The organism is [Clostridium] colinum (assembly GCF_940677205.1).
Taxonomy (GTDB): Bacteria; Bacillota; Clostridia; order Lachnospirales; family CAG-274; genus Tyzzerella; species Tyzzerella colina.
The window spans coordinates 438,479-464,583 of the sequence record NZ_OW712331.1 but is presented as its reverse complement, the minus strand read 5'-3'; the positions used below and the strand labels follow the sequence as shown (position 1 = coordinate 464,583).

Here is a 26,105-nt window from a genome sequence, read left to right as displayed (position 1 = left end):
TATATAAAAATACATACTAGTATTTATATAGAAAATGGTATAGCCTGCTTAACCAGTAACAATCCAATAACTATGTTATAATTTTATAATATATATCGAATTTTGTCAATACACTTTTATATTTTTGTGAATTTCTTACTATTTTTAGATTTATTTTTGTACATTTTGTATAATACAAGACATTAAAATTATATATTTAAAACTTGTTAAAATATAATTATTAAAATTAATATAAAAATTACTAATATAATTTTTTAATAAAATTGCAAATTAAGTAAATTAATTATAATAAATAAAAACTACACTTTAATATTATTTTAATAATCTTAAGGTGTAGTTTAAAATTTTTATCTTAAATTTAAATATTAATCTTAAATATTATAAATTTTCAAATACATGAACCATATCTAATTTTTCCCAAGGTAAATCTAAATCATTTCTACCAAAATGTCCATAAGCGGCTGTTTGTTTATATATAGGTCTTTTTAAATCAAAGTTTTTAATAATAGCAGAAGGACGTAAATCAAAGTTTTCTTTTACAATTTCTGCTATTTTATCATCAGCTATTTTACCAGTGCCATAAGTATTTACTAAAATAGATAAAGGTTTTGCAACACCAATAGCATATGCAAGCTCTATTTCACATTTTTTAGCTATTTTACTAGCTACGATATTTTTAGCTACATATCTAGCAGCATAAGCACCAGAACGGTCTACTTTTGTTGGGTCTTTACCAGAAAATGCACCTCCACCATGGCTAGCATATCCACCATAAGTGTCAACGATTATTTTTCTACCTGTAAGACCACAGTCTCCTTGTGGACCTCCAATAACAAATCTACCTGTAGGATTAATATAATATTTAGTATTTTCATCTAAAAGATGACTAGGTATAACGGCTTGTATAACATGTTTTTTAATATCTTCACATATTTGTTCATGGCTAATATTTTCATTATGTTGTGTAGATATTACGATAGAATCTATTCTTACTACTTTATCATCATCATATTCTACAGATACTTGACTTTTACCATCTGGTCTTAAATAAGATAATGTACCATTTTTTCTAACTTCTGAAAGACGTCTTGTTAATTTATGTGCTAAATATATAGGCATAGGCATATAATCTTCTGTTTCATCACAAGCAAACCCAAACATCATACCTTGGTCGCCTGCTCCTGTGTCTTGTTCATCATTTTCTCTAGTTTCAAAAGCATTATCTACGCCTTGAGCTATATCTGGAGATTGACCTTTTAAAGATGTCATAACAGCACAAGTGTCACAGTCAAAGCCATATTTTGCTCTATCATAACCTATGTTACGAACTGTTTCTCTAGCTATGCTATCTATATCTACATAACAGTTTGTTGTTATCTCCCCTGCTACCATAATAAGACCTGTTGTAGCAAGTGTTTCACAAGCTACCCTTGCGTTAGGGTCTTTTGTTAAAATAGCATCTAATATAGCATCTGATATTTGGTCACATATTTTATCTGGATGTCCTTCTGTAACAGACTCAGATGTAAATAATCTTTTCATAATATATTCCTCCTAAAAAAATAATATATACAATATATAGTAAATAGGCAATATTTTTTTAACAAAGCCTAACAATTTTTATAGAATAATTATTAAGTTTTTGCTAATAAAAAAAAGCCGTTTATGGCTTATACAAAAAAATCCTCATCTTCCGTAAAAACGGGGGATTTAGCACCAATGCAAAAAGCTGGTTGCCGGGTATCATAGGGCCCTTATCCCTCCACCACTCTTGATAAGACATATATTATTCTTATATATTATATTACTTATTTTAAAAAAAGTCAATAATTATTATTTTTTTAACAAAAATATTTTTTATATACAAATTTTTATACTATTTGACAACATATATTTTTTATAATAAAATTTAATTATAAAATTTTAAGGAGAAAAAACTATGTCAGATTATTTTGTTATTGGTAAAATAGTTAACACTCAAGGTATCAAAGGTGAAGTTAGAGTGTTACCTACAACAGATGATATAAATAGATTTAAAAAATTAAAAGAAGTATATATATCTAAACGTAATAATATGGATTTATACGAAATAGAAACTGTTAGATTTCATAAACAATTTGTACTTTTAACTTTTAAAGGTATAAATTCTATGAATGATGCAGAACTTTTAAAAAATACAGAAATAAAAATACCAAAAGATTTAGCCCTACCTTGTGAAAAAGATGAATATTATATTAGTGATTTATATGGTATGAAAGTATTTACAGATTTAGGAGAAGATATTGGTATAATAGATGATATTATATTTACTGGTGCTAATGACGTATATGTTGTAAAAAAAGAAGATAGCCAAATTTTAATACCTGCTATAAAACAATGTATCCTAAATGTTGATATAAAAGAAAAAACTATGAAAGTACATCTTTTAGAAGGATTAAGATAATGAATTACTATGTATTAACATTATTTCCAGAAATGATATACAACGGGCTAAATCACAGTATTATTAAAAAAGCGTTAGAAAACAAAATTATAAACATAAATTGTATCAATATTAGAGATTTTTCTAACAATAAACACAAGCAAGTAGATGATTATGCCTATGGTGGTGGGGCTGGTATGGTCATAAAGCCTGAACCAGTATATAATAGCTATTTAAGCATAAAAGATAAGGTAGAAAAAAACACCAAAGTTTTATATATGACACCTCAAGGTAAACCCTTTAACCAAAAAATGGCAGAAAATTTATCAAAAGAAAAAGACTTAATTATTTTATGTGGTCATTATGAAGGTATAGATGAAAGAGTTATAGAAGAAATAGTAACTGATGAAATATCTATAGGCGATTTTATATTAACTGGTGGAGAGCTACCAGCAATGATGCTTATAGACAGTATATCTAGGCTAGTTCCCAATGTTTTGGGGAAAGAAGAAAGCTTTTTAAATGAAAGCTTTTCTAACAACTTATTAGAACACCCTAATTATACAAGACCTTTTATTTTTAATGATAAAAAAGTACCAGATATATTGTTATCTGGTAACCATAAAAAAATAGAAGAATGGAAAAAACAAAATTCTTTAATTACAACTTATAAAAAAAGACCTGAACTTTTAAAAAATTGTAAATTAACTGAAGAAGAACAAAACTTTTTAAATAACTATATTAAAAATATTAATATATATTAAAAATAATTGATATATATTAAATTTTTTAGTATAATATAGTAAATTACTATAATTAGATTTTAGGTGATATTATGTTAGATGTTTGTTTATTAGGTGTTGGTGGTATGATGCCTTTGCCAGATAGGTTTTTAACATCTATGTTATTTAGATTAAATGGAAAAATGTTACTTATAGATTGTGGTGAAGGTACACAAGTTACAGCTAAAATGCTTGGTTGGGGCTTTAAAAACATAGATATAATTTGTTTTACCCATCTTCACGCAGACCATATATCTGGTCTTCCTGGTCTTTTACTTGCAATAGGTAATTCTGGTAGAGAAAAAAATCTTGTAATAATAGGCCCTATTGGTATTAAACATGTTTATAATGGGTTATCTACAATATTTCCAGAGCTACCATTTAATGTAGATATAATAGAGCTTGATATAGATGAAAAAAACAACATAAGTCAAGAAATAAGTATAAGTGGATTTAATATTCAAGCAATGTTTATGGACCATAAAATACCTTGTTTTTCATATAGTATACAAGTTAAAAGAATGGGAAAATTTTTACCCCAAAACGCAATAAATCTCAATATACCTAGAGAACTTTGGGCAACATTACAAAAAGGTATAGAAATAGAACATAACGGGAAAATTTTTACTCCTAATATGGTTTTGGGTGAAAATAGAACAGGCATAAAAGTTTGCTATTGTACTGATAGTAGACCTTTAGAAAGAATGCATAGTTTTATAAACAAGGCCGATTTATTCGTTTGTGAGGGTATGTACGGTGAAGAAGAAAAAAAAGAAAATGCAATAGCCAAAAAACATATGATATTTAGCGAAGCCGCTACTATGGCTAAATATGGCAATGTAGAAGAGCTATGGCTAACCCACTTTAGTCCTGCTTTAACAGACCCACAAGCTTTTATTGACAATGCCACTAATATATTTAAAAATACTGTTGTAGGCTATGATAGAATTTGCAAAACTATATATTTTAAAAATTAAAAAATTATATGTATAATTAAAATTTATATTTAATATTAAAGAAAAAACTTTTATATACGGAGTGATTAAAATGAATATAAAAAATTTAACAGATTATGAACTTGTCCAGAAATGTCTAAATGGAGAAAAAGATTACTTTTCTGAAATAATATCTAGACATAAAAATTTAGTTTATTCTGTTGTATTAAGAATGGTTAATAATCAAGATGATGCTAACGATTTAGCTCAAGAAGTTTTTATAAAAATATATAAAAATTTAGATAAATATTTTCCAGATTTTAAATTTTCTACGTGGATTGTAAAAATAACAACAAATCATGTTATAGATTATAGAAGAAAGAAAAAATATGAAACTGTTCCTATGGATGAAATAGAATATAAACTTATATCTGAAAAATCTCCTGAGCAAAATTGCTTAGAAAAAGAAGAACGTTTAATGCTAAACCAGTTGTTAAATAATTTGCCAGATATTTACAAAGTACCTATAGTTTTATATCATCAACAAGGACTTAGTTATCAAGAAATTGCAGATACTATAAACGAACCTTTATCTAAAGTTAAAAATCGTATCTTTAGAGGCAGAAGAATTTTAAAAGAAGAGCTTTTAAAACTGAAAGAAGGTGAAAATATTGAATTGCAACAAAGCTAATAAACTTATGATGGATTATATGGATTTTAACATCTCACAAGAAGATGAATTTTTATTAAAAAATCATTTGAAAGAATGTAATGAATGTAAAGAAAGTTTTGAGCTTTATAATGAAATTTTAGAAGAATTTTCATTAGATTGTAATACTATTATAGAAGCACCAGAAGATTTTGAAATAAATATTATGGAAAAAATAGAACATATAGAACCTAGATATATTAAAGATAAAGTTAAAAAAAATATGGTAACTTATGTATTTTTAGCTATGACTTCTTTAGTATTTTCATTATTTTTAATAGTATACTTAAATAAAGATGTATTATTATCAAATCAATCATCTATTTTATACAAATACTATTCATTTTTTGAAAATATTTTTAGTATATCAATAGAAACATTTAATATATCATATATATGGGAATCTATTTTATCTATTTTACCTTATGTTTTAGAAGGCTTAAAATATACTTCAATATTAACAATTATTGCTATAATAATAGCACAATATATATTATATAGAAGAAAAACTTTAAAATTATAAATTTTTAGGTTATTTACTATTTTAATTATCTTAAAAATATAATATAAAATAATATTAATAATAAAAAGGATCTTTGTTAAAATTATTAGATATAAAAATATCATAAAATTAACAAAGAGCCTAAAAAAGTTGTATGTTATTAACATACAACTTAAACATATTATTCAGCGATAGGATGAACAGAAAGTTGTTTTTTATCTCTACCTTTTCTTTCATATCTAACGATACCATCAACTAAAGCAAAAAGTGTATCGTTACCACCTCTACCAACGTTCACACCAGGGTGAATTTTTGTACCTCTTTGAGTATAAAGAATGTTACCTGCTTTAACAAATTGACCGTCAGCACGTTTAGGTCCTAATCTTTTAGATTCAGAATCACGACCATTTTTTGTAGAACCTACCCCTTTTTTATGAGCAAAGAATTGAAGATTAATTCTAATCATTGTTACACCTCCTTATATTTTAGACAAATATCTTTAGGATATTCTGCCTCAATGCCTTTAAGACCTAGCTCTAAACTAGATAATAATAAAATAGTTTTTTCACAAAGACTATTTTTATCTATAATGCATTTTAAAAAACCACCATTAGTATCATAATCTATACTATAAATAGCATCTGTAAATACTTCTATGCTATTAACAGTATTTAATGTTAATATAGATACCGCAGAACAAACTATGTCCTTACCGTGATTTTTTACTTCAAAGCCTATTATATTTTCGTTATTTTTAAAAAATATAGCTTGTATCATTTAAAAACCTAATATTAAGCATTAATTTTTTCAATTTTAAGCATTGTAAAAGGTTGTCTATGACCTTTTTTCTTGTGGAAACCTTTTTTAGGTTTGTATTTATAGATGATAACTTTTTTAGCTTTACCATCACCTATAACAGATGCATTAACAGATGCACCAGAAACAACAGGAGTACCAAATTTAACATCATCACCGTTAGCTACAGTTAAAACTCTGTCAAAAGTATAAGAAGCTCCAGCTTCTACATCTAATTTTTCAACTTTGATAATGTCTCCTTCAGAAACTTTGTATTGTTTTCCACCAGTTTCGATAATTGCGTACATTAGTACACCTCCTTAAATATAACTCGCCAGATACGGTGCTAAGCTTAAACCTCTCTGTGCGGCAAACAATAGATATTATACCATTTATAAAAAATTTTGTCAATAGTTCTAATTTTAGTTTATAATTAAACCTAAATTATAATAATAATATTAATTATTATTTAAAATAATTATAAAAAATCTATTTATTATATATATTTTTTATGTTATAATGAATAAAATATAAATTTTAAGAGGTAATTATGGATATAATTTTTAATATTGATAAGAATACTATACTAAGTATAAGCGAAATATTACCCAACTATCCATCCATTATAAAATTTTTTTCTTTTATAACTCACTTAGGAGATGGAGGTATTATATGGATAATTTTAGGTATAGCAATGATTTTAAAAAAATTTACAAGAAAAAATGGTATTTTAATGCTTTCATCTTTAGCAATAGGCTCTGCTATTGGTAATCTTATATTAAAAAATATATTTCAAAGACAAAGACCTTTTATAGAATTATCCTTAAACCCTTTTATATCTGCTCCTACTAGCTTTTCGTTTCCTTCTGGTCATAGCTTATCATCTTTTCTTGCCGCAACTTTCATATTCTATACTAATAAAAAATGGGGTATTATAGCTTATATTTTAGCTTTTTTTATAGCACTATCAAGAGTTATATTAATGGTACATTATCCTAGTGATGTAATAGTTGGTGCTATATTAGGTCTAACAATAGCCTTATTTATAATTTGGATACTTAAAAAATTTAAACAATGTTACAAGTAATATTGATTTTTTGTAAAATATATGGTATAATTCATCCATATGTAATTTTTACCAACATTTTAAGGAGGATATAATAAATGAATAATATAGAAAATATGGATACTAATAAGTACAAAATAACATTTTCTGTTAGTGCTGAAAGGTTCCAAGAAGGTTTAGATTATTCTTTTAATAAAAACCAAAAACATTTTAATATTAAAGGATTTAGAAAAGGTAAAGTTCCTAGACAAATTATAGAAAAAACTTATGGTCCTGAAGTATTTTATGATGATGCTTTAAATTTTGTTTTACAAGATGCATATGCAAAAGCTGCTGAAGAAAGCAAATTAGAAATAGTTTCAAAACCAGAAATAGATGTAGTTAGCGTTTCAAAAGAAGAAGGTGTTGTATTTTCAGCTACTGTTTATACAAAACCAGAAGTAAAAGTATCTGATTATAAAGGCTTAGTTTGTGAAAAACCTAGCACTACTGTTAATAAAGATGATGTAGAAGAGTATCTTAACAGAGAAAGAGAAAAACACTCAAGAATCAACAAAGTTACAGATAGAGCTGTTAAAAAAGGTGATTTAGTAAATATAGATTTTGAAGGATTTATAGATGGTGTTGCCTTTGAAGGTGGAAAAGGTGAAAAATATGACCTTGAAATAGGTTCTAAAACTTTTATTGATACATTTGAAGACCAAATAATTGGTAAAAATATTGGGGATGAATTTGATGTAAATGTTACATTCCCAGAAGAATATGGTAAAAAAGAATTAGCATCTAAACCAGCTGTATTTAAAGTAAAAATTAATGAAATAAACGAAAAAATTCTTCCAGAATTAAACGACGAATTTGTTCAAGATACAACTGAATTTGAAACTTTAAAAGATTATAAAAAAGAAATTAAATCTAAACTTACTGCTATTAAAAAAGAAGAAGCAGATAGAAAAATGAAAGAAGCTGTTTTAGAAGCTTTAATTGAAAAAGTAGAAGTTGATATACCAGAAGCTATGATTGAGCTTGAAATAGATCAAAAAGTTAATGAATTTGCAAATGGTATAGGAGCTCAAGGTTTAACTTTAAAAACTTATTTAGATTATATGGGACAAAGTATGGAAAATATGAGAGAAGCTTATCGTATAATCTGTGAAAAACAAGTTAAAGGTAGACTAGCTTTAGAAGCTGTTGCAGAATTAGAAAAAGTTAAAGTTTCTGAAAAAGATATTGATGCAGAATTAACTCGTATTGCTGAGGCTTATCACATTGATAAAGATAAAATAGAAAGTATTTTTGGCGAAAAAGAAAAAGAAAATATAATTAAAGATTTAAAAGCTCAAAAAGCACTTGACTTTTTAGTAAAAAATTCTGTTCAACCAGAAGATAAATAATTTTTAAGATATTAAAAAAATAAAGAGAGGTTATTACCTCTTTTTGTTTTATATAATATAATATAATATATTAATTTTATATTTAAATATAATTATTAATATATTTTTAATAAAAATTTTATTTAAAAGCATATTTTACATAATTTGGGATATACTATTTTTTAGGAAATTTTATAAATTTAATTTTAAGGAGGATTTTTATGAGTTTAGTACCTATGGTTGTTGACCAAACAAACGCCGGTGAACGTTCTTATGATATTTATTCAAGACTTTTAAAAGATAGAATTATATTTTTAGGAGAAGAAGTTAATGATACAACAGCTAGTTTAGTTGTTGCTCAACTTTTATTTTTGGCTGCCGAAGACCCAGACAAAGATATTAGTCTTTATATAAATAGTCCAGGTGGCTCTGTTACGGCTGGACTTGCTATATACGATACTATGCAATATATAAAACCAGATGTATCAACTATATGTATAGGCCTTGCAGCTAGTATGGGGGCTTTCTTATTAGCTGGTGGTGCAAAAGGTAAAAGATATGCTCTACCTAATGCAGAAATTATGATACACCAACCTTTAGGTGGTGCTAGAGGCCAAGCTACAGATATGCAAATACAAGTAGAGCAAATATTAAAAATAAAAAATAAATTAAATCAAATGCTTTCTGAAAATACAGGTCAAAATTTAGAAACTATTAAAAATGATACAGAAAGAGATAACTATATGTCAGCCGAAGAAGCTAAGGCTTATGGTCTTATTGACAATGTTATTACAAAACCACAATAATTAAGGAGTTGAAGTAGATGCCTTCAAAAAATGATGATCACAAAATAACTTGTTCATTTTGTGGCAAAACTCAAGAAGAAGCTAAAAAACTTGTAGCTGGTCCTAAAAACATATATATATGTGACGAATGTGTAGACCTTTGTTGCCAAATAATATATGAAGAGTTTCCAGCTGAACCTATACACTCAAACTTTTTAGAAGACTTTAATTTACCAAAGCCAAAAACTATAAAAGACCATTTAGACCAATATGTAATAGGTCAAGATGATGCTAAAAAAGCATTAGCAGTTGCTGTATATAACCACTATAAAAGAATAACTTCAGATCCAGTGGAAAGTGATGTAGAGCTTCAAAAAAGTAATATTTTATTAATAGGTCCAACAGGTACTGGTAAAACTTTACTTGCTCAAACATTAGCTAGATTAATAGATGTACCATTTGCTATTGCCGATGCTACAAGCCTTACAGAAGCAGGATATGTTGGTGAAGATGTTGAAAATATACTTTTAAAAATTATACAAGCTGCAGATTTTGATATAGAAAGAGCCCAAAGAGGTATCATATATATAGATGAAATAGATAAAATAGCTAGAAAAGCAGATAACCCATCTATTACAAGAGATGTTAGTGGAGAAGGAGTACAACAAGCTTTACTAAAAATACTAGAAGGTACTGTTGCATCTGTTCCTCCTCAAGGAGGTAGAAAACACCCTCATCAAGAATTTATACAAATAGATACATCTAATATACTATTTATTTGTGGTGGAGCATTTAGTGGTCTTGAAAAAGTTATACAAAAAAGAACAAAAAATAAAGTTATAGGATTTGGTGCAGAAATTCAATCTAAAGAAGATTTAAAATCTGGTAAAATTTTAAAAGATGTTTTACCACAAGATTTACACAAGTTTGGACTTATACCCGAGCTTATAGGTCGTATGCCAATTGTTGTTACTTTAAATAATTTAGATGAAGACTCTTTAGTATCTATTTTGACAGAGCCTAAAAATGCTCTTATAAAACAATATCAATATCTTTTTAAATTAGATAACGTTACATTAGAATTTGATGAACCTGCTATAAGAGCTATTGCTAAAAAAGCTATTGCTCAGGAAACAGGTGCTCGTGGTCTTCGTGCAATAGTAGAAAGCTTTATGACTGATATTATGTATGAAATACCTTTAAATGAAAATATTGAAAAATGTATAATTACTGAAAAAGTTGTTAATAAAGAGGAAAATCCAACTTATATATATAAAAATAGTCAAGAATTGGCTTAAGTCAAATAAAACCACCAAAAATATGGTGGTTTTATTTTTTAGTAAGGAGATTTATCTTAATTTTTATAGATTATATTATTATATTGCATTATGAGTAAAGCTTGCTATTTTACAGATAGGTATTTCTGTAACAGAACCAAGCCAGTTATAGCCACAACCATAATTTTGATTATTATAGTTATATCCATATCCAGAACAACTAGACCCTAAAGGACAACTAGGAGCTGCTCCAATATTTGTTATTAATTTTACATAGTTTTCATTTACACTTGCTAAAACACCAGTAAATCCGCTACCAGAGCAACCACCGCTTGTAGTAAATATTGTTACTGTTTGCCCAATATAACGTGTTAAACTATCTAATAAATAAGACTCATTCATTTTTATTGCCTCCTTTCAAATATCTTAATGTATATTATGGATTTTATATTATTTTGTTACAAATATTTGAAATAAAATATATTTTTTACAATAGTAACATTTAATTTATAAGCTACATAATATGCTATATAAAGAAAAAGGAGGTCAAATTATATGGAAAATTGGATGGGTTCTTTAAAAGAAGATCTTTGTAGATATATAGGTCAAACGGTTACTATTTTCACAACAAGTGGTGGTTGTTCTGGTAGTGGATTTACTGGTGTTTTAGTATCTGTAAGTGACTGTGTAGTAAGATTACTCGTTAGCGCTGGTGAAGCACCTGCTTGCCCTATTGGTTCTAGTTGTTCTAATTCTATGACACCATATGGCAATGGGTCTTATAACTATGTATATTCAGGAAATCCATTAGGCGCTATTGCAGTTATACCTACAAACTCTATTGCAGCATTTACTCATAATGCTATTTAATTTATCTTATTTTAAAGGGGCATTACATTAAAAAAATTATTTGCTAATAGTTGTTAAATTTTTTTAATTTTCTAACTTTAGCAAATAATTTTTTTAATAATCAAACTTTTCTATTTTTTATAAAGTACATAATATTTAAATTTTATTAATTTTGGCTCTATAATAAATGTTTGTGTAAAACAAAAATAGAGCTTTAAAAAAAAGATCATATTAATAAATAATTTTATCAAAAAAACTATCAGAGATTAAAAATATGCTCTCTTTTAATATTATAACAAAACTTATAAATACTCAAAATATTTTAATAAAAAATATTGAAATTTATAAAAATTTTTCCTTTATTCATATTTTATAAAAAAAATTTTTATACTTGTCCTTGTTATAGTAATAAAATAAATACTATTCGCAACTATATACAACAAGTAGTTAAACATATTTCTTATTTTATCAAAAAGACTTTATTTATTATTAATAAAATACGTTATCTATGCTCTTATTGTAAATATTTTTTTGAAAATAATTTTTTTCCTAAATATTATAGTATGACTTCTAGATTTATCAAGACTGTTTTATAAACTCTAAAAAATATATATTATTTTAAAAGTGTAGCAAAATTATTAAACTTATCTATTTTTACTGATATACGTATTTTTGATAAAATAAGCCCATGTTATCTTCTATTTTGTCTATCGATAAATTTAAAATTAATTTTTTGTTAAAAGTATAGCCTTATTTTTAAAAAAGTTTTAGATATTCTACTTACTAAAAAATATCATTTTTTATCGTATTATTTTAAAATTTCAAGCAAAAAAGATGTTCAATTTTTTGAAAACCTTTCATTAATATTGAATATACCTTCTTTTAAATTATAATAAGATAATCAATAAATATAATTATATACGAAAAGTTATTTGGTCTTTTGAACATATACAATAAAAATTTTATAAATAATACAAAAGATATTTTAAACATTAAAAATCACTCTTCAAAATATTTAACTTACAAACACAAAATTCAAGTTAATAATATTCTTAACATTAGTCATGATTTGTATGATACATATACTTTAAAAGAAGCTTTTCTAATATTTGAACAAGAAAATACTAAAAATATGATCAATTTATTTAAAGGTTGGATATATTATACTACCTCTTATGTCATACCAAAATTTAAATTAAATATTGATCTAAAACTTTATACTATATATATTTAATTAATTTTAATACAAAAGTTATAATTTTTTATACTATAACTTTCTATATTTGTTTTATTAATTTTAGTTTCCTTAAACTATTGACAAATAGCTAAATTAAAATATTACCTATAAAAAATAAAACATTGATAGTAATTTTAACTAACTTAAATAGTTAAATATTACTATCAATGTTTTGTTTTATAAAAGTATTAATAATATATTTTTATATTAAAAATATATTATTGTTCTGATGGAGTTAATAATCTACATGGCTCATCTGGTAATTTAAATTCTGGTACACTTTCTCCTTTCATTCCTGAAAGTTCTCTTGTAGTTCCATCTAATTTTGAACCATTTATAACTTGACCTTCCATATTATTTACTAATATGTCTGATGCTTCTTGTTCTCTAACGTCTATTGTAACACATGCTTCATAATAATCATCTTCCTCATTTTCATAAAAACCTGAAGTAGTAAATATACTGTCTGTTTTTTTTTCTCTCCTGAAAGCCCTGGAAGTCCTACTGTATCACCTGCAAAAGTTATAGGTCTTCCACATTCATCAAAATAATCTTCCCAATTATAAAAATCTAATGTAGTTCCACAAAAACTATTATTTACTTGTTCTCTCTCTCCTGAAAAACTTGATAATGTTGTTATTTGACCTGAAGTTGAACTATTTACACTTGATGTTGAGTTTGTTGCAATTGTTGTTGAACTTGAATCTGAGTTTTCACCTTCAAGACCTGGAAGTCTTGATACTCCTGATGTTCCTAATATAACTGTTGTTCCTCTTGTCTCATTTAAAACATTTGTGTTCACTGTTGTTGTACTTGAACCTTCCATTCCTGAAAGTCCTGTTGTTCTTCCTCCTACAACCCCTGAACTACTTGTGTTTGATGTTTTTTTTCTTCAATTCTTTTTCCATAGCCTTGTCCTCTTGAGTAACTATATGTTTCATAGCCCTCTCCTGTTATAATACTTGTTCCACCATGTATTTTTCCATTTTCTCCATCTTGTGTCCAAACAACTGTTCCATGATTCTCAACTCTTGATGTATTTATTGTTCCATAAGAACCTTCACCATTCTCTCTTGTCCAATTTCTTACTACATCAGATTTATTATTTGTCCAATCTATATGACCTTGAGTCTTTTCTTTATTATTTGTCCAATTTGTTACTCCAGTATTATTCTTAAAGTCCCATCTTGTTGTTCCAAAACCTTCATCAAGACCCCAATGACTTACTCCATTAGTTTCTCTAATAGTCCAATCTGTTTTTTCGTAACCATTTTCACCGTCCCAAAATGTTTCTCCATTAGTTTCTCTAACGATAAAATTTCTTGTATCGTATTTTTCTCCATCTCTCCACTCAGTATTAACTTTATCTTCTCTTCTAGTTAAATCTGTTCTACTTCCTCCATATCCACTTATACCTGCTAAACTAGGTCTATCTCCTGTTTATATAGTATCACTTGTAAAAGTTGTTCTTCTCTCTTCTTTACCTTTATTTGATAAAGTTGTTGTTACACTTGAATTACTATTTGATAACATAGGATAATTGTTAGTCAATACTCTATTTTCAGTAGCATTGCTTACGGCATAAACATTAATTGCACTTGATAATCCTAATATTGATGATAAAAGCATTGTTGTAAGTTTTCTTTTCATTCTCATTCTCCCTTTTCTCTGTTAAAACATGATGTTAAATTTTTTAAATTACAAATTATCAGGTAATAAATACATTTTTATACTATTGCCTGATACATAAATTATTTTATTGTATTAATTACATATAATAATTTGTGGTATTTTTTGATATATAAATGTTATCTCTGGAAAACTAAATTAATTTGATAATTAAAACCCACATTCTATAAATTCTAGATTTATTTCTTCTTCTACTGTTGTTATTACTGAACCTGGTAATATAAATTCATATTCTATAAATGATGAACTTATTTCTTCATCTATTGCTTCTAAAAAACCAAATTCAGTTGGTAATCCAAATCCACATTCTATAACTTCTGGTCTTTTTTCATCTTGATATACCACTGTTACTTCAGGAAACTCATTTCCTGTTCCACATTCTATAACTTCTGGTCTTTTTTCATCTTGATATACCACTGTTACTTCAGGAAACTCATTTCCTGTTCCACATTCTATAACTTCTGGTCTTTTTTCATCTTGATGTACCACTGTTACTTCAGGAAACTCATTTCCTGTTCCACATTCTATAACTTCTGGTCTTTTCTCTTCTTGATGTACAATTGTTACTACTGGAAAGTCATTGTTAGCTTTTTCAGCTTGACAAGCTTGAACATTCATAACACTCGCTAATCCTAATATAGTTGTTAAACATATTGATACTAATTTTCTTTTCATTTACTATTTCCTCCTTAATACATAATTATTTTATGTATACAAATTTGTAAGCCTATAAACAATTATTTTTAGATTTTATATAATACTTTATATTAATATATATTGGACTTTATCCACTATATATTAATATAAATAAAATTTTAAACTATAAAATATTTTTACAATACTACTTTTACTTGTATTTTTTAATAATAAATTCTATAAATATAATTGTATATAATTGTATTTTTTTAAATTAATTAAATTTAAATTATTTTTTATATAAATTTATCAATAAACATTTTACCTATCTAATTATTATTTTAAAAATAATTCTATTTATACAGTGAAACAATTTTGAAATTTGTTCATTTTTTAATAAAAAAAATTATCTTATTACATTATAGATGATAAAGCTATTGAAGTATTTATAATTACACTGCTTAAAAATAAAGCCATAATAATTATTGCTATCACATTCTCACTATCACATTATCAAATCCTTTAAATTATTTTCTCCTCTCACTTATTATTTTACCGAATATTTATTAAATGTCAAGTATTTTAGTATATTTTTTATTTTTTTGCCAATTTATACTATTTTTTCAATAATCTATACTTTTTTATGTATATTTTAAACTAAATTTGTAATAAAAATATACATAAAAAATAAAATTAAACATATATTCAATATACATTTAATTTTATTTTTATTATATATTTATTAAATTTTATATAAAATTAATTTATTTTAAAAAACTTACTAGCTCTATCTACATCTTTAGATATTTGTCTTTTAAGCTCATCTATACCATTAAATTTTTTTACACTTCTTACCCATTCATAAAAGTATACTTCTATATATTTATTGTATAAATCTTGATTAAAATCAAAGATATATGTTTCAATTGTTCTATCTACATTGTTAACTGTAGGATTTGTACCTATATTAGTAATACTATCATATATTTTATTATTATACTTAGTTTTTGTTATATATACACCATCTGGTGGTAAAAGCTTATTTTTAGTAGGTATAATATTAGCAGTAGGAAACCCAATAGTTCTTCCAAATTTATTTCCTTCAACTACTTTTCCCAAAATATAATATGGTTTATTAAGCAATAAATTTGCTTTTTTTATATTTCTATTGTTTATACATTCTCTAATAATAGAACTACTTACTCTTTCACCGTCTATAATAATATTAGATATTTTTATAATCTCTATACCTTTTTCTTTACCTATCTTTTTTAATATATCAATATTACCTTTTCTATTTTTACCAAAGCAATAGTCTTCTCCAACAACAAGTATTTTACAATTTAATTTTTCTATTAATATATCTACAAATTTTTCTGGACTAATATCAGAAAACTCTTTTGTAAAATTATATTTTATAAAAAAATCTATATTTTCTTTTTCCATTTCCAAATATTTTTCTTTTTCAGAAAAGATATAAAAAAATGATGTATTATTTTTTATAATTTCTATAGGGTGTGGGCTAAAAGTCAAAACAACAGATTTTAGCCCTTTTTCTAAAGCACATTTTTTAGTAGTAGTAATAAGTTTTTTATGCCCTATATGTATTCCATCAAAATTACCTACTGTAACAACTGTCCCATTTTTATTATCTTCATCAAAAATATTAAAATTGTCTGTTATATTCATTTTCACACCTCTACAATAACATAGTTAAAGGCTTTATACAATCTATCAAAACAATATATATACCTATAAGATTATTATCTTCGTCATATACAATTACTTTTTCATCTTCAATTAAGTTTTGTTTATTTTTTATAAAATTAAAGCTTATTTTATTGCCATTGTATAAAAATTTATTAGCTTTTGATAAAACAATAATTTTTTTATAATCTAATAAAACTCTATCCATAGGTATTAAAACTTTATTTAAGTCATTATCTTCTAAAATTTTATCTATATCTTCTAATTTTATTGCTTCATTTATATAAAAATGACCTGTTCTTGTTCTTAAAAGATAACTCATATGAGCACCACACCCAAGAGCTTTTCCTATATCATCACATAATGTTCTTATATATGTTCCTTTAGAACAAAGAACAGTTATTTCAAAATTTTCTTTATCTATAAATTTAGTCACTTCTATATTATATATATTTATTTTTCTTTGTTTTCTTTCTATTTCCTTGCCTTCTCTTGCAAGTTCATAAAGTTTTTTGCCATTTATTTTTATAGCAGAATACATAGGCGGTGTTTGCATTATTTCACCTTTAAATGTACTAACTATATTTTTTATGTCATTTTGCGTACAATCAACTTTTTTTTCTTCTACAATATCTCCAGAGCTATCTTGTGTAGTTGTTGTTTTTCCTAATGTTACAATTGCTTTGTATTCTTTTATAGAAGATGCTATATATTCTGAAAGCTTAGTTGCTTTGCCAACGCATATAGGTAAAACACCCATAGCGTCTGGGTCTAAAGTACCTGTATGACCTGTTTTTATTTTACCTAATTTTTTTTTTATAATATTTACAACATCATGAGATGTAAATCCTTTTTCTTTATATACATTTATAACACCAGATATATTTTTCATATTTATCATCTTTCTTTATAAACTATACATTTTTTATTTTTTGTAAAATATCATTTTTTATTTGTTCAAGTGTCATATCTAAAATAGTTGCACCTGCTGCTAAAATATGTCCACCACCACCATAGCTACTTGCTATTTTATTTACATCAATAGTTTTAGACCTAAAACTTACTTTTATAGATTTATCATTTTTTTCATATAAAAACACAGCAACATTTATATTTTTTATATCTAATAAATATTGTACTATACCTCCTGTATTTTTATGTGATGCTCCTAAATCTTCCATTTCTTGTTTAGAAAGTGTAGATATAATTATATCGTCTTCTATATATATATTTTGTATAGCTTTAGATAAAAGTTTACTATTTTCTAGTGTATGCATAGATAAAATATCTGAATATATATTTACAGTATCTACACCTATTGCTACAAGTTCACCTGCTATTTGATGTGTTCTTTTACTAGTACAATTATGCTTAAATCCACCTGTATCAAAAACTATACCAGTATAAACAGCCGTTGCTATATCTAAATCTATTGCACCTATATGGTTTATTATTTCAAATATAATTTCTGAAGTTGAAGAAGCTTTATCATTTACTATGTTTAAATCTCCAAAATTATCATTACTTATATGATGGTCTATATTTACAGTTTTTTTAGCTTTTTCAAAAATAGCTTTAGCATCTCCTAGCCTGTTTATATCACCACAATCTACACTTATAAATAAATCAACATCTTTTAAATCTTCATAGCTATCTTTATAGACCATATAATGACCTTTTACATAATTATAAACACTTTCATACTCTTCTAACAGAATAGTAACAGATTTATTCATTTTTTCTAAAGTCATACCAAGTGATAAAGCCGAACATATTGCATCTCCATCTGGAGATGTATGACCTGCTATAACTATATTTTTACTCTTTTCAATTTCTTGGATAAATGGCTCTATATTTTTATAAATATTATTCACTTTTATTTACCTCATCTATCAATTTTGATATTTTTATACTATATTCAAGAGAATCATCTATTTCAAATTTAAATTGAGGTGTGTTTCTTAAATTTATTCTCATAGCTACCTGTTTTCTAATAAATCCGCTAGCATTTTTTAACCCTTCTATAACGTCAGATTTTTGCTTTTCATCGCCTAAAACGCTAACGTAAACTTTACAATATTTTAAATCATTAGTTGTTTCTACTTTTAAAATACTTGTCATTACACCTATACGAGGGTCTTTAAGCTCTGAGCGAACTATCTCAGATAATTCTCTTTTTATTTCATCATTTATTCTTATCATTCTTGTATTATTTTTCATAAATATCATTCCTTTAGTGTGGTATTTGCTCCATAACAAATGCTTCTACTTGGTCACCTTCTTTAATATCATTAAATTTATTAAATAAAAGCCCACATTCATAGCCTGCATTTACTTCTTTTACATCATCTTTAAATCTTCTAAGAGCTGCAAGTTCTCCTTCATATACAACTATGCCATCTCTTATTATTCTAACTTGAGAGTTTCTTACAATTTTACCATCTGTTACATAAGACCCACCAATAGTACCTACGCCAGAAGCTTTAAATATTTGTCTAATCTCTGCGTGTCCTATAACTTTTTCTTCATATACTGGGTCTAACATACCTTTCATTGCTGCAGTTATATCTTCTATTGCATTATATATTACACGATATAATCTTACGTCTACTTTTTGGTCTTCTGCTACCGATTTTGCCGTATTTTCTGGACGAACATTAAATCCTATAATAATAGCGTTAGATGCACTAGCAAGCATAACATCAGATTCTGTAATAGCTCCAACACCACCGTGTATAGTACGTATTCTTACTTCTTCATTAGATAATTTTTCAAGACTTGAGCGTACTGCCTCAACAGACCCTTGAACATCTGCTTTTATAACAATATTTAGCTCTTTCATATTTCCAGATTGTATCTGTGTAAATAAATCATCTAAAGATACTTTTTGTGATGTAGATTTAATCATATCTACTCTGTCTTTAGCAATAACTGCCTCTGCCACTTGTCTTGCTTGCTTATCACTTTTAGCTACGTAAAAACTATCGCCCGCAGATGGTACTTCGCTAAGACCTAATATTTCAACTGGTATAGAAGGTCCTGCCGATTTTACTTTTTGCCCTTTATCATTCATCATAGCTCTTATTTTACCATAAGTAGAACCAGCAACAATAGGGTCTCCTACTTTTAATGTACCACTTTGTACTAATATTGTAGCAACTGGACCTCTACCTTTATCTAATTTAGCTTCTATAACTGTACCTCTAGCTTTTTTATTATGGTTTGCCTTAAGCTCTTTCATTTCTGCTACAAGTATAATCATTTCTAAGAGATTATCTATACCTTGTTTAGTAACTGCAGATACTGGAACACATATAGTATCTCCACCCCAGTCTTCTGCAAGAAGTCCATATTCTGTAAGTTCTTGTTTTACTCTATCTGGATTAGCACTTTCTTTATCCATTTTGTTAATAGCAACTATTATTTCTACACCTGCTGCTTTTGCGTGGTTTATAGCCTCTATCGTTTGTGGCATAACACCGTCATCTGCTGCTACAACAAGTATAGCAATATCTGTAACACTAGCACCACGCATACGCATAGCAGTAAAGGCTTCGTGTCCTGGAGTATCTAAAAATGTAATTGGTTTATCATCAATAGATACTGTATAAGCACCTATATGTTGAGTGATACCACCTGCTTCTTTTTCTGTTACACGACTTTTTCTTATAGAGTCTAAAAGAGAAGTTTTACCGTGGTCAACGTGTCCCATAACAACAACAACTGGTGGTCTTTCTGTAAGGTCTTCTTCATTTTCCTCTTCTTCTTTAAAAGTTTCTTCTAAAATATCTATCTCTGGTGCTTCTTCTGTTAAAATATCAAATTCTTCACATATGGAAGATGCTAATTCAAAATCTATTTCTTGATTTAAATTTACCATCATACCTCTTTTCATAAGACGCATAACTAAATCTGAACTTGTTGTTCCTATTTTTTCTGCAAGTTCTTTTACTGTTATTGATTTTTCTATTTGTATAATTTTAATATCTTCATTTTCGTTTTTAGAATTTTCACTTGTCATAGCCTTTTTTTCTTTTTTACCCTCTTTTTTATTTTGTTTAGATTTTTTTTCTTCAATTTTATCTTCTTTTACTTCTTCTTTTGGAGAATTTTCTTCTAAATAGTATTCAATTATAAAATCTACATCTTTTTCTTCAATACTACTAGAATGACTTTTTACCTCTATGCCAAACTCTGATAATTTATCTATAAGCTCTTTATTTTCTATATCTTTTCCTATTGTTTCACTTATTTTTTTTCTAAGTTCATGTACTCTAATTTTTCCCAAATAAATCACCCCTATTTTATATCATTTTCTATATAATATTTTATTTTATTATAAAATCCTTCATCTAAAATTGCAAACACTGTTCTATTAAATTTGCCTATACTATGGCTAAGAATTTCTTTTTCACCATATATAACATTTTCAACTTCGTAATAAAAAGCTTTATTTTGAAATTTTTTCTTAGTATTTTCTGATGCATCATTTGCTATTATAACATAAATAGCACTGCCATTTTGTAAAGCTTTTTCTACTGCAAATTCTCCAGATACTATTTTGCCTGCTTTTTGACATATAGATAGCATAGATAATAATTTTTTATTCATTTAAAACCAACTCATTTCTAAGTTTTTCATATATATCTTTTGGTATAGCAGATTTAAAAGAACGTTCTAACCCTTTAGATTTAAAAGCTTTTTCAAGGCATTCTATATTTTTACATATATATGCTCCACGTCCAGACATTCTGCCTGTTAAATCTATTGTATATTGATTTTCATCTGTTCGCACTACTCTTATAAGCTCTTTTTTTTCTTTCATCTGCTGACAACCTGTACATTTTCTAAGAGGAATTTTCTTTTTAATCATACTACCCTCCTATTACTCAAAATCTGTTTCATTTTCAACATCTATTTCATCATTATTTATTGTATCAAAATCTGTATCTTCTAAAACAATATCATCTTTTTCTTCTTCAACATCTACTTGGCTAGTATCTATATTTGTTTCTAATTCATCTTCATAATTTATAAAGTTTGTATCTTTTGCTACTTGTTCACTTTTTATATCTATTTTCCAACCAGTAAGTTTTGCTGCTAAGCGTACATTTTGCCCTTCTTTACCTATTGCAAGAGAAAGCTGATCATCTGGTACTACAACTTTTGCTATTCTCTCTTTCTCTAATAATTGTATTTCTAAAACACTAGCTGGTTTTAAAGCCTCTGATATATAAGCTTTAGTATCTTCGTGCCAATTTATAATATCTATTTTTTCGCCTCTAATTTCTTTTATTACAGCATTTATCCTATTGCTATTATTACCTATACAAGCTCCAACAGCTTCAACATTTTCATTTTTAGAAAAAACAGCCATTTTAGTTCTTGAACCAGCATCTCTAGCTATAGATTTTATTTCTACTGTACCATCATATATTTCTGGCACTTCAAGCTCAAAAAGTCTTTTTATAAGGTCTTGATGTGTTCTAGAAGCTGTAATTTTTGTTCCTTTACCAGATTTAATAACACTACATATATATATTTTTATTCTATCGTGAACGTTATATGTTTCTGTTGGCACTTGTTCTTTTAAAGGAATAACTGCATCAATTGGCCCAAGAGATACTATTATATTTTTATTTTCTATTTTTCTTACTATACCTGTGTCTATATCATTTTTCTTAACTATAAATTGGTTGTAAATTTTTTCTCTTTCTGCCTCTCTAAACTTTTGTACAACAACCTGTTTTGCAGCCTGTGCAGATATACGTCCAAAATCTTTTGGTATTATAGGTATATCAACTATATCTCCATATTCATAATTAGGATTTATTTCTTTTGCCTCTTCAAGAGATATTTCTAAAAAAGCATCATAAACATCTTCTGTTACTTCTTTTTGTGCATAAACATTAATTTCTCCTGTTTCTCTATTCATGCTTACTTTAATATTTTGAGATGTTCCAAAATTTTTTTTACATGCAGATATTAAAGAATTTTCTATTGCCGAAAATATTTCTTCTCTATCTATACCTCTTTGTTTTTCTATTAGCTGTAAAGCTTTCATAAGTTCACGGCTATTCATTATATTATCCTCCTTAAAAGTTGTATTTATACAATTGATATATATTTTATATATTAAAATTAAAAAATTACTGCTAATCTACAAACTGCAACATCTTTTTTATCAAAACTTATTTCTTTTTCATTTTCACATACTACTATTTTATCATCTATAAGCCCTACAAGCTCACCTTGAAATTCTTTTACTTTATCTATAGGTTTATAAAGTTTAATATCTACAATTCGTCCTTTATATTTTTGGTATTCACTATCTTTTTTAAGCACTCTATCTATACCAGGTGAACTGACTTCTAATATATATGCTTTGTCTATAAAATCATCTTCTTCTAGTTTTTCTTCTAAATATCTACTTACTATCTCACAGTCATTTATAGAAAATCCACCCTCTTTATCAATATAAAGTCTTAAATAATAGTTAGCACCTTCTTTTACAAACTCTGTTTCTACAAGCTCATAGTTATTTTTTTCTATAATGGGCATAACATATTGTTCTACTTTTTTAATAATATCTTTTGTTTGCATAAATAGGCTCCTTTCTTATAGTAAAATCTTAAAATTTTAGATATAAAACTTAATTATTATACAAAAGGAGAGTGGGCAAAACCCACTCTCTAGATAAACATATTAATAATATACTTATATTATATCACTAATTATTACTTATTGCAATACTATTTTTTCATTTTAATACCAATAAACATCCTAAAATATAAGCTACTAATCCTATTTTTAATAAAACTATAATTTTTGTATACCATTTATATTAAAACTAAATACATCTTTAATACTTTTAACAATGATAATATTACTTATTATATCAAAAATAATTACTATAATAAATAACTAAAGTATATAATACTATATTGTAGACAAAATATTTTGGATTAATTTTTTATTTTTATGCTTTGCATAAAAATTCTAATCACAAGACATAGCTTTGCCTTGAATTATGTAAAAGCTAGATTTTTATGGCATTTAGCCCTTGTTCGAATAACTCAGCTTTTTCATACAACCTCAGTATATATTTAAGTTATAAAATTAATTATTATATAGTACATTGCCTCCAACAATAGTTGCTAAAATATCTCCAAAAACAGATAAATTTTCATAAGGGGAATATTTTGCTCTTGATAAAAATTCACTAGATTTTATAATTTTTTCTTTTTTAGTATCTAAAATAATAATATCTGCGTCATATCCTTCTTTTATTTCTCCTTTAGTTTTGAATCCTAAAATATTAGCTGGATTTTTACTCATTAACTTTGTAATTTCTTTTAATGAAAATGTATCTTCTTTTATAAGCTTTGTATTTGTAATATTAAATGCAACCTCTAACCCAGATAATCCAAACTCTGATCTTTCAAATTCTGTAGCCTTTTTTTCATATAAAGAAGGTGAGTGTCCAGAAACTATCGTATCTATTGTACCATCTCTAAGGCCTTCTTTTATAGCTTCTATGTCTTCTTCTTCTCTAAGTGGTGGCATAACTTTTGCAAATGTATTATAATTATCTATTGCTCTATCTGTAAGGGTAAAATAATGCGGTGCTGTGCTACAAGTTATATTTACCCCTTCTTTTTTTGCTTGTCTAATAAGCTCTACAGTTCCTTTTGTTGTTACATAAGATATATGTACTTTAGCACCTGTATGTTTTGCCAAAATAATGTTTTTTGATGCTTCTATTTCTTCTGCCTCTTTTGGTATACCAGCAAGTCCTAGCTTTGTAGCCATACAACCATAATTTATCATACCACCTTTAGATAAATTAGGCTCTATTAGTGTTGTCATAACTGTTATATCAAACATTCTAGAATATAAAAATACATCTCTTAAAAGCTTTGTGTCTTCTATTGCTTTTTCTCCGTCTGATATAGCTACAACACCAGTTAATACCATTTCTCCTATTTCCGATATTTGTTTTCCCTCTCCACCTTTTGTTATATTACCTGTTGGATACAAATTTATATTAATTCCTTCTTTACATTTAGAGCTTATATATTCTACCACTGTTTTATTATCTACTATAGGCTTTGCAGATGAAGAAGTTGTAATAGTAGTGTAACCACCTTTAGCTCCTGCTTGTGTAAGCCTTATAATGTTATCTTTACTTTCATACCCATTTTCAAAAACTCGACAACCAATATCTATAAATCCAGGTAAAACATAATTATTTTTAGCATCTACTGTTTTTATATCTTTTATATTTATATTTTTATCTATTGTTTTTATTATACCATCTTCTATGTAAATATCTTTTATTTCTTTTTCTTCTATACCATTAGATACAATTTTTGCATTTTTTATTAATAAATTCATAATTATACCCCCATTCCTAAAGACAATAAATATAACAATGCCATACGCACTGCCACACCGTTAGTTATTTGGTCATCCATTAAAACACGTGTACTTTCTAATATAGATGTAGATATTTCTATACTTTTATGTGGTCTACCTGGGTGCATAACAATAGCATCTTTATTGGCATATGATAATAAAGTTTCATCTAGTTTAAAAAAGCTTTTATATTCATTAAAAGATGATAATTTACTACCGTAAGATTTTTCATCTTGCAATCTAAGAGTCATTATAACATCTGCGTCTTTTACTGCCTCTTTAGGATTATAATATACTTTCACACCAAATTTTTCTAACTGTGGTGGTATCATAGTAGGTGGACCAGAAACACATACATCTGCTCCCAATTTTAAAAGCCCCCATATATTGCTTCTTGTTACTCTAGAGCTTTCTACATCTCCTATAATTGCTACTTTAAGTCCTTTAAAGCTACCTTTCATATTTTTTATAGTCATAAGGTCCAAAAGAGCTTGGCTTGGGTTTTCGTTTATACCATCACCTGCATTTATAACACTAGCACTTACATTTTCTGCCATAAATTTAGCACTACCACTCATAGGGTGTCTACATATAATAAAATCTGCACCCATTTGGTCTATCGTTCTTCCCATTTCATATAAATTTTCATATCTGTTATTACTTTCAGATACTAATATATCTACTATATTTGCACTTAAATATTGTGCTGCTAGCTCATAAGATAACTTTGCTCTTACACTTTTTTCATAAAATAATACAATAACAGATTTTCCTTCTAAATAAGGTGATTTTTTATTTTTTTTACCTATAACGTGTTTCATAGTTTCTGCTGTATCTAATATATGTAATATTTCTTCAGCACTTATATCCATAAGACTTATAAAATCTTTTCTTTTAAAAATCATAAACTTTCTCCTTTAATTTTA

General features: G+C 26.4%; 30 protein-coding genes and 1 riboswitch. Of the genes, 10 read left to right on the top strand and 20 right to left on the bottom strand.

Annotated elements, in window-relative coordinates; all coding sequences use genetic code 11:
• Nucleotides 1–378: 378 nt before the first annotated feature.
• Nucleotides 379–1,545 (bottom strand): methionine adenosyltransferase, encoded by a 1,167-nt coding sequence (gene metK / locus NBW53_RS02310; RefSeq protein ID WP_334302892.1) that lies wholly within the window; start codon nucleotides 1,543–1,545, stop codon nucleotides 379–381.
• Nucleotides 1,546–1,683: 138 nt separating this feature from the next.
• Nucleotides 1,684–1,781, bottom strand: a riboswitch (SAM riboswitch).
• A gap of 158 nt (nucleotides 1,782–1,939) precedes the next feature.
• Between metK and rimM the strand changes: the two genes are divergently transcribed.
• The 5 genes from rimM (at nucleotide 1,940) to NBW53_RS02285 (ending at nucleotide 5,371) form a co-directional block, all read left to right on the top strand.
• Nucleotides 1,940–2,443: a ribosome maturation factor RimM gene (gene rimM, locus NBW53_RS02305; RefSeq protein WP_250278513.1), complete on the top strand. Its 504-nt coding sequence runs from the start codon at nucleotides 1,940–1,942 to the stop codon at nucleotides 2,441–2,443.
• Entirely contained in the window at nucleotides 2,443–3,186 is a 744-nt protein-coding gene (trmD, locus tag NBW53_RS02300; protein WP_250278512.1) for a tRNA (guanosine(37)-N1)-methyltransferase TrmD, read from the top strand. Before rimM ends, trmD begins: the two co-directional genes overlap by 1 nt.
• A gap of 71 nt (nucleotides 3,187–3,257) precedes the next feature.
• Nucleotides 3,258–4,181 (top strand): ribonuclease Z, encoded by a 924-nt coding sequence (locus tag NBW53_RS02295; RefSeq protein ID WP_250278511.1) that lies wholly within the window; start codon nucleotides 3,258–3,260, stop codon nucleotides 4,179–4,181.
• 70 nt (nucleotides 4,182–4,251) lie between these two features.
• Nucleotides 4,252–4,830, top strand: coding sequence for an RNA polymerase sigma factor (locus tag NBW53_RS02290; protein WP_250278510.1), 579 nt, complete (start codon nucleotides 4,252–4,254; stop codon nucleotides 4,828–4,830).
• A complete protein-coding gene (locus NBW53_RS02285; RefSeq protein WP_250278509.1) occupies nucleotides 4,811–5,371 on the top strand; it encodes an anti-sigma factor family protein in 561 nt (186 codons plus the stop codon). The genes NBW53_RS02290 and NBW53_RS02285 overlap by 20 nt, the downstream gene beginning before the upstream one ends.
• A gap of 160 nt (nucleotides 5,372–5,531) precedes the next feature.
• Here NBW53_RS02285 and rpmA read toward each other — a convergent pair whose 3' ends face one another.
• Genes rpmA through rplU form a run of 3 tightly spaced genes read right to left on the bottom strand, consistent with a single transcriptional unit; the run spans nucleotide 5,532 to nucleotide 6,453 of the window.
• Nucleotides 5,532–5,816, bottom strand: coding sequence for a 50S ribosomal protein L27 (gene rpmA / locus NBW53_RS02280; RefSeq protein WP_250278508.1), 285 nt, complete (start codon nucleotides 5,814–5,816; stop codon nucleotides 5,532–5,534).
• A gap of 2 nt (nucleotides 5,817–5,818) precedes the next feature.
• The gene (locus NBW53_RS02275; protein ID WP_250278507.1) at nucleotides 5,819–6,127 is read right to left on the bottom strand and encodes a ribosomal-processing cysteine protease Prp; all 309 of its coding nucleotides are present in this window, start codon (nucleotides 6,125–6,127) and stop codon (nucleotides 5,819–5,821) included.
• A 14-nt stretch (nucleotides 6,128–6,141) separates the two neighbouring features.
• Nucleotides 6,142–6,453, bottom strand: a complete 312-nt coding sequence (gene rplU, locus NBW53_RS02270; protein ID WP_250278506.1) for a 50S ribosomal protein L21 — start codon at nucleotides 6,451–6,453, stop codon at nucleotides 6,142–6,144.
• Nucleotides 6,454–6,695: 242 nt separating this feature from the next.
• Here rplU and NBW53_RS02265 point away from each other — a divergent pair, with 242 nt between their 5' ends.
• The 4 genes from NBW53_RS02265 (at nucleotide 6,696) to clpX (ending at nucleotide 10,664) form a co-directional block, all read left to right on the top strand.
• A complete protein-coding gene (locus tag NBW53_RS02265; protein WP_250278505.1) occupies nucleotides 6,696–7,232 on the top strand; it encodes a phosphatase PAP2 family protein in 537 nt (178 codons plus the stop codon).
• A 77-nt stretch (nucleotides 7,233–7,309) separates the two neighbouring features.
• Entirely contained in the window at nucleotides 7,310–8,602 is a 1,293-nt protein-coding gene (tig, locus tag NBW53_RS02260) for a trigger factor (protein ID WP_250278504.1), read from the top strand.
• Nucleotides 8,603–8,802: 200 nt separating this feature from the next.
• Nucleotides 8,803–9,387, top strand: a complete 585-nt coding sequence (gene clpP, locus NBW53_RS02255; protein WP_250278503.1) for an ATP-dependent Clp endopeptidase proteolytic subunit ClpP — start codon at nucleotides 8,803–8,805, stop codon at nucleotides 9,385–9,387.
• Nucleotides 9,388–9,404: 17 nt separating this feature from the next.
• Complete coding sequence (gene clpX, locus NBW53_RS02250) at nucleotides 9,405–10,664, top strand: ATP-dependent Clp protease ATP-binding subunit ClpX (RefSeq protein ID WP_250278502.1); 1,260 nt, start codon at nucleotides 9,405–9,407, stop codon at nucleotides 10,662–10,664.
• A gap of 78 nt (nucleotides 10,665–10,742) precedes the next feature.
• On the opposite strand, the gene NBW53_RS02245 is transcribed toward clpX, so the two are convergent.
• Nucleotides 10,743–11,045, bottom strand: coding sequence for an LSm family protein (locus NBW53_RS02245; protein WP_250278501.1), 303 nt, complete (start codon nucleotides 11,043–11,045; stop codon nucleotides 10,743–10,745).
• A 153-nt stretch (nucleotides 11,046–11,198) separates the two neighbouring features.
• On the opposite strand from NBW53_RS02245, the gene NBW53_RS02240 reads away from it, so the two are divergent.
• Nucleotides 11,199–11,513, top strand: coding sequence for an LSm family protein (locus NBW53_RS02240; RefSeq protein ID WP_250278500.1), 315 nt, complete (start codon nucleotides 11,199–11,201; stop codon nucleotides 11,511–11,513).
• A 1,434-nt stretch (nucleotides 11,514–12,947) separates the two neighbouring features.
• On the opposite strand, the gene NBW53_RS10050 is transcribed toward NBW53_RS02240, so the two are convergent.
• The 15 genes from NBW53_RS10050 to NBW53_RS02170 all read right to left on the bottom strand — a co-directional run bounded on the left by NBW53_RS10050 (nucleotide 12,948) and on the right by NBW53_RS02170 (nucleotide 26,084).
• Nucleotides 12,948–13,082: a hypothetical protein gene (locus NBW53_RS10050; RefSeq protein ID WP_284345825.1), complete on the bottom strand. Its 135-nt coding sequence runs from the start codon at nucleotides 13,080–13,082 to the stop codon at nucleotides 12,948–12,950.
• A gap of 41 nt (nucleotides 13,083–13,123) precedes the next feature.
• On the bottom strand, nucleotides 13,124–13,555 hold the full coding sequence (locus NBW53_RS02235; protein ID WP_250278499.1) for a hypothetical protein: 432 nt from the start codon (nucleotides 13,553–13,555) through the stop codon (nucleotides 13,124–13,126).
• Between the two features lie 614 nt (nucleotides 13,556–14,169).
• The gene (locus tag NBW53_RS02230; protein ID WP_250278498.1) at nucleotides 14,170–14,379 is read right to left on the bottom strand and encodes a hypothetical protein; all 210 of its coding nucleotides are present in this window, start codon (nucleotides 14,377–14,379) and stop codon (nucleotides 14,170–14,172) included.
• Between the two features lie 189 nt (nucleotides 14,380–14,568).
• Entirely contained in the window at nucleotides 14,569–15,093 is a 525-nt protein-coding gene (locus NBW53_RS02225; protein WP_250278497.1) for a hypothetical protein, read from the bottom strand.
• Nucleotides 15,094–15,813: 720 nt separating this feature from the next.
• Nucleotides 15,814–16,743, bottom strand: coding sequence for a bifunctional riboflavin kinase/FAD synthetase (locus NBW53_RS02220; protein WP_250278496.1), 930 nt, complete (start codon nucleotides 16,741–16,743; stop codon nucleotides 15,814–15,816).
• Between the two features lie 10 nt (nucleotides 16,744–16,753).
• Nucleotides 16,754–17,653 carry a tRNA pseudouridine(55) synthase TruB gene (gene truB / locus NBW53_RS02215; protein WP_250278495.1) on the bottom strand — a complete coding sequence of 300 codons (900 nt, stop codon included), beginning with the start codon at nucleotides 17,651–17,653 and terminating at the stop codon, nucleotides 16,754–16,756.
• A 22-nt stretch (nucleotides 17,654–17,675) separates the two neighbouring features.
• Nucleotides 17,676–18,635, bottom strand: coding sequence for a DHH family phosphoesterase (locus NBW53_RS02210; protein ID WP_250278494.1), 960 nt, complete (start codon nucleotides 18,633–18,635; stop codon nucleotides 17,676–17,678).
• A complete protein-coding gene (gene rbfA / locus NBW53_RS02205) occupies nucleotides 18,628–18,981 on the bottom strand; it encodes a 30S ribosome-binding factor RbfA (protein WP_250278493.1) in 354 nt (117 codons plus the stop codon). Before rbfA ends, NBW53_RS02210 begins: the two co-directional genes overlap by 8 nt.
• Nucleotides 18,982–18,994: 13 nt before the next feature.
• The gene (gene infB, locus NBW53_RS02200) at nucleotides 18,995–21,058 is read right to left on the bottom strand and encodes a translation initiation factor IF-2 (protein WP_408647015.1); all 2,064 of its coding nucleotides are present in this window, start codon (nucleotides 21,056–21,058) and stop codon (nucleotides 18,995–18,997) included.
• 2 nt (nucleotides 21,059–21,060) lie between these two features.
• Complete coding sequence (locus NBW53_RS02195; protein WP_250278491.1) at nucleotides 21,061–21,372, bottom strand: L7Ae/L30e/S12e/Gadd45 family ribosomal protein; 312 nt, start codon at nucleotides 21,370–21,372, stop codon at nucleotides 21,061–21,063.
• Nucleotides 21,365–21,634, bottom strand: coding sequence for an RNase P modulator RnpM (rnpM, locus tag NBW53_RS02190; protein ID WP_250278490.1), 270 nt, complete (start codon nucleotides 21,632–21,634; stop codon nucleotides 21,365–21,367). Before rnpM ends, NBW53_RS02195 begins: the two co-directional genes overlap by 8 nt.
• Nucleotides 21,635–21,646: 12 nt before the next feature.
• On the bottom strand, nucleotides 21,647–22,843 hold the full coding sequence (nusA, locus tag NBW53_RS02185; RefSeq protein WP_250278489.1) for a transcription termination factor NusA: 1,197 nt from the start codon (nucleotides 22,841–22,843) through the stop codon (nucleotides 21,647–21,649).
• Nucleotides 22,844–22,902: 59 nt separating this feature from the next.
• The gene (locus NBW53_RS02180; protein ID WP_250278488.1) at nucleotides 22,903–23,364 is read right to left on the bottom strand and encodes a ribosome maturation factor RimP; all 462 of its coding nucleotides are present in this window, start codon (nucleotides 23,362–23,364) and stop codon (nucleotides 22,903–22,905) included.
• Nucleotides 23,365–23,880: 516 nt separating this feature from the next.
• Entirely contained in the window at nucleotides 23,881–25,158 is a 1,278-nt protein-coding gene (locus NBW53_RS02175; RefSeq protein WP_250278487.1) for a dihydroorotase, read from the bottom strand.
• Between the two features lie 2 nt (nucleotides 25,159–25,160).
• Entirely contained in the window at nucleotides 25,161–26,084 is a 924-nt protein-coding gene (locus NBW53_RS02170) for an aspartate carbamoyltransferase catalytic subunit (RefSeq protein ID WP_250278486.1), read from the bottom strand.
• Between the last annotated feature and the right edge of the window lie 21 nt (nucleotides 26,085–26,105).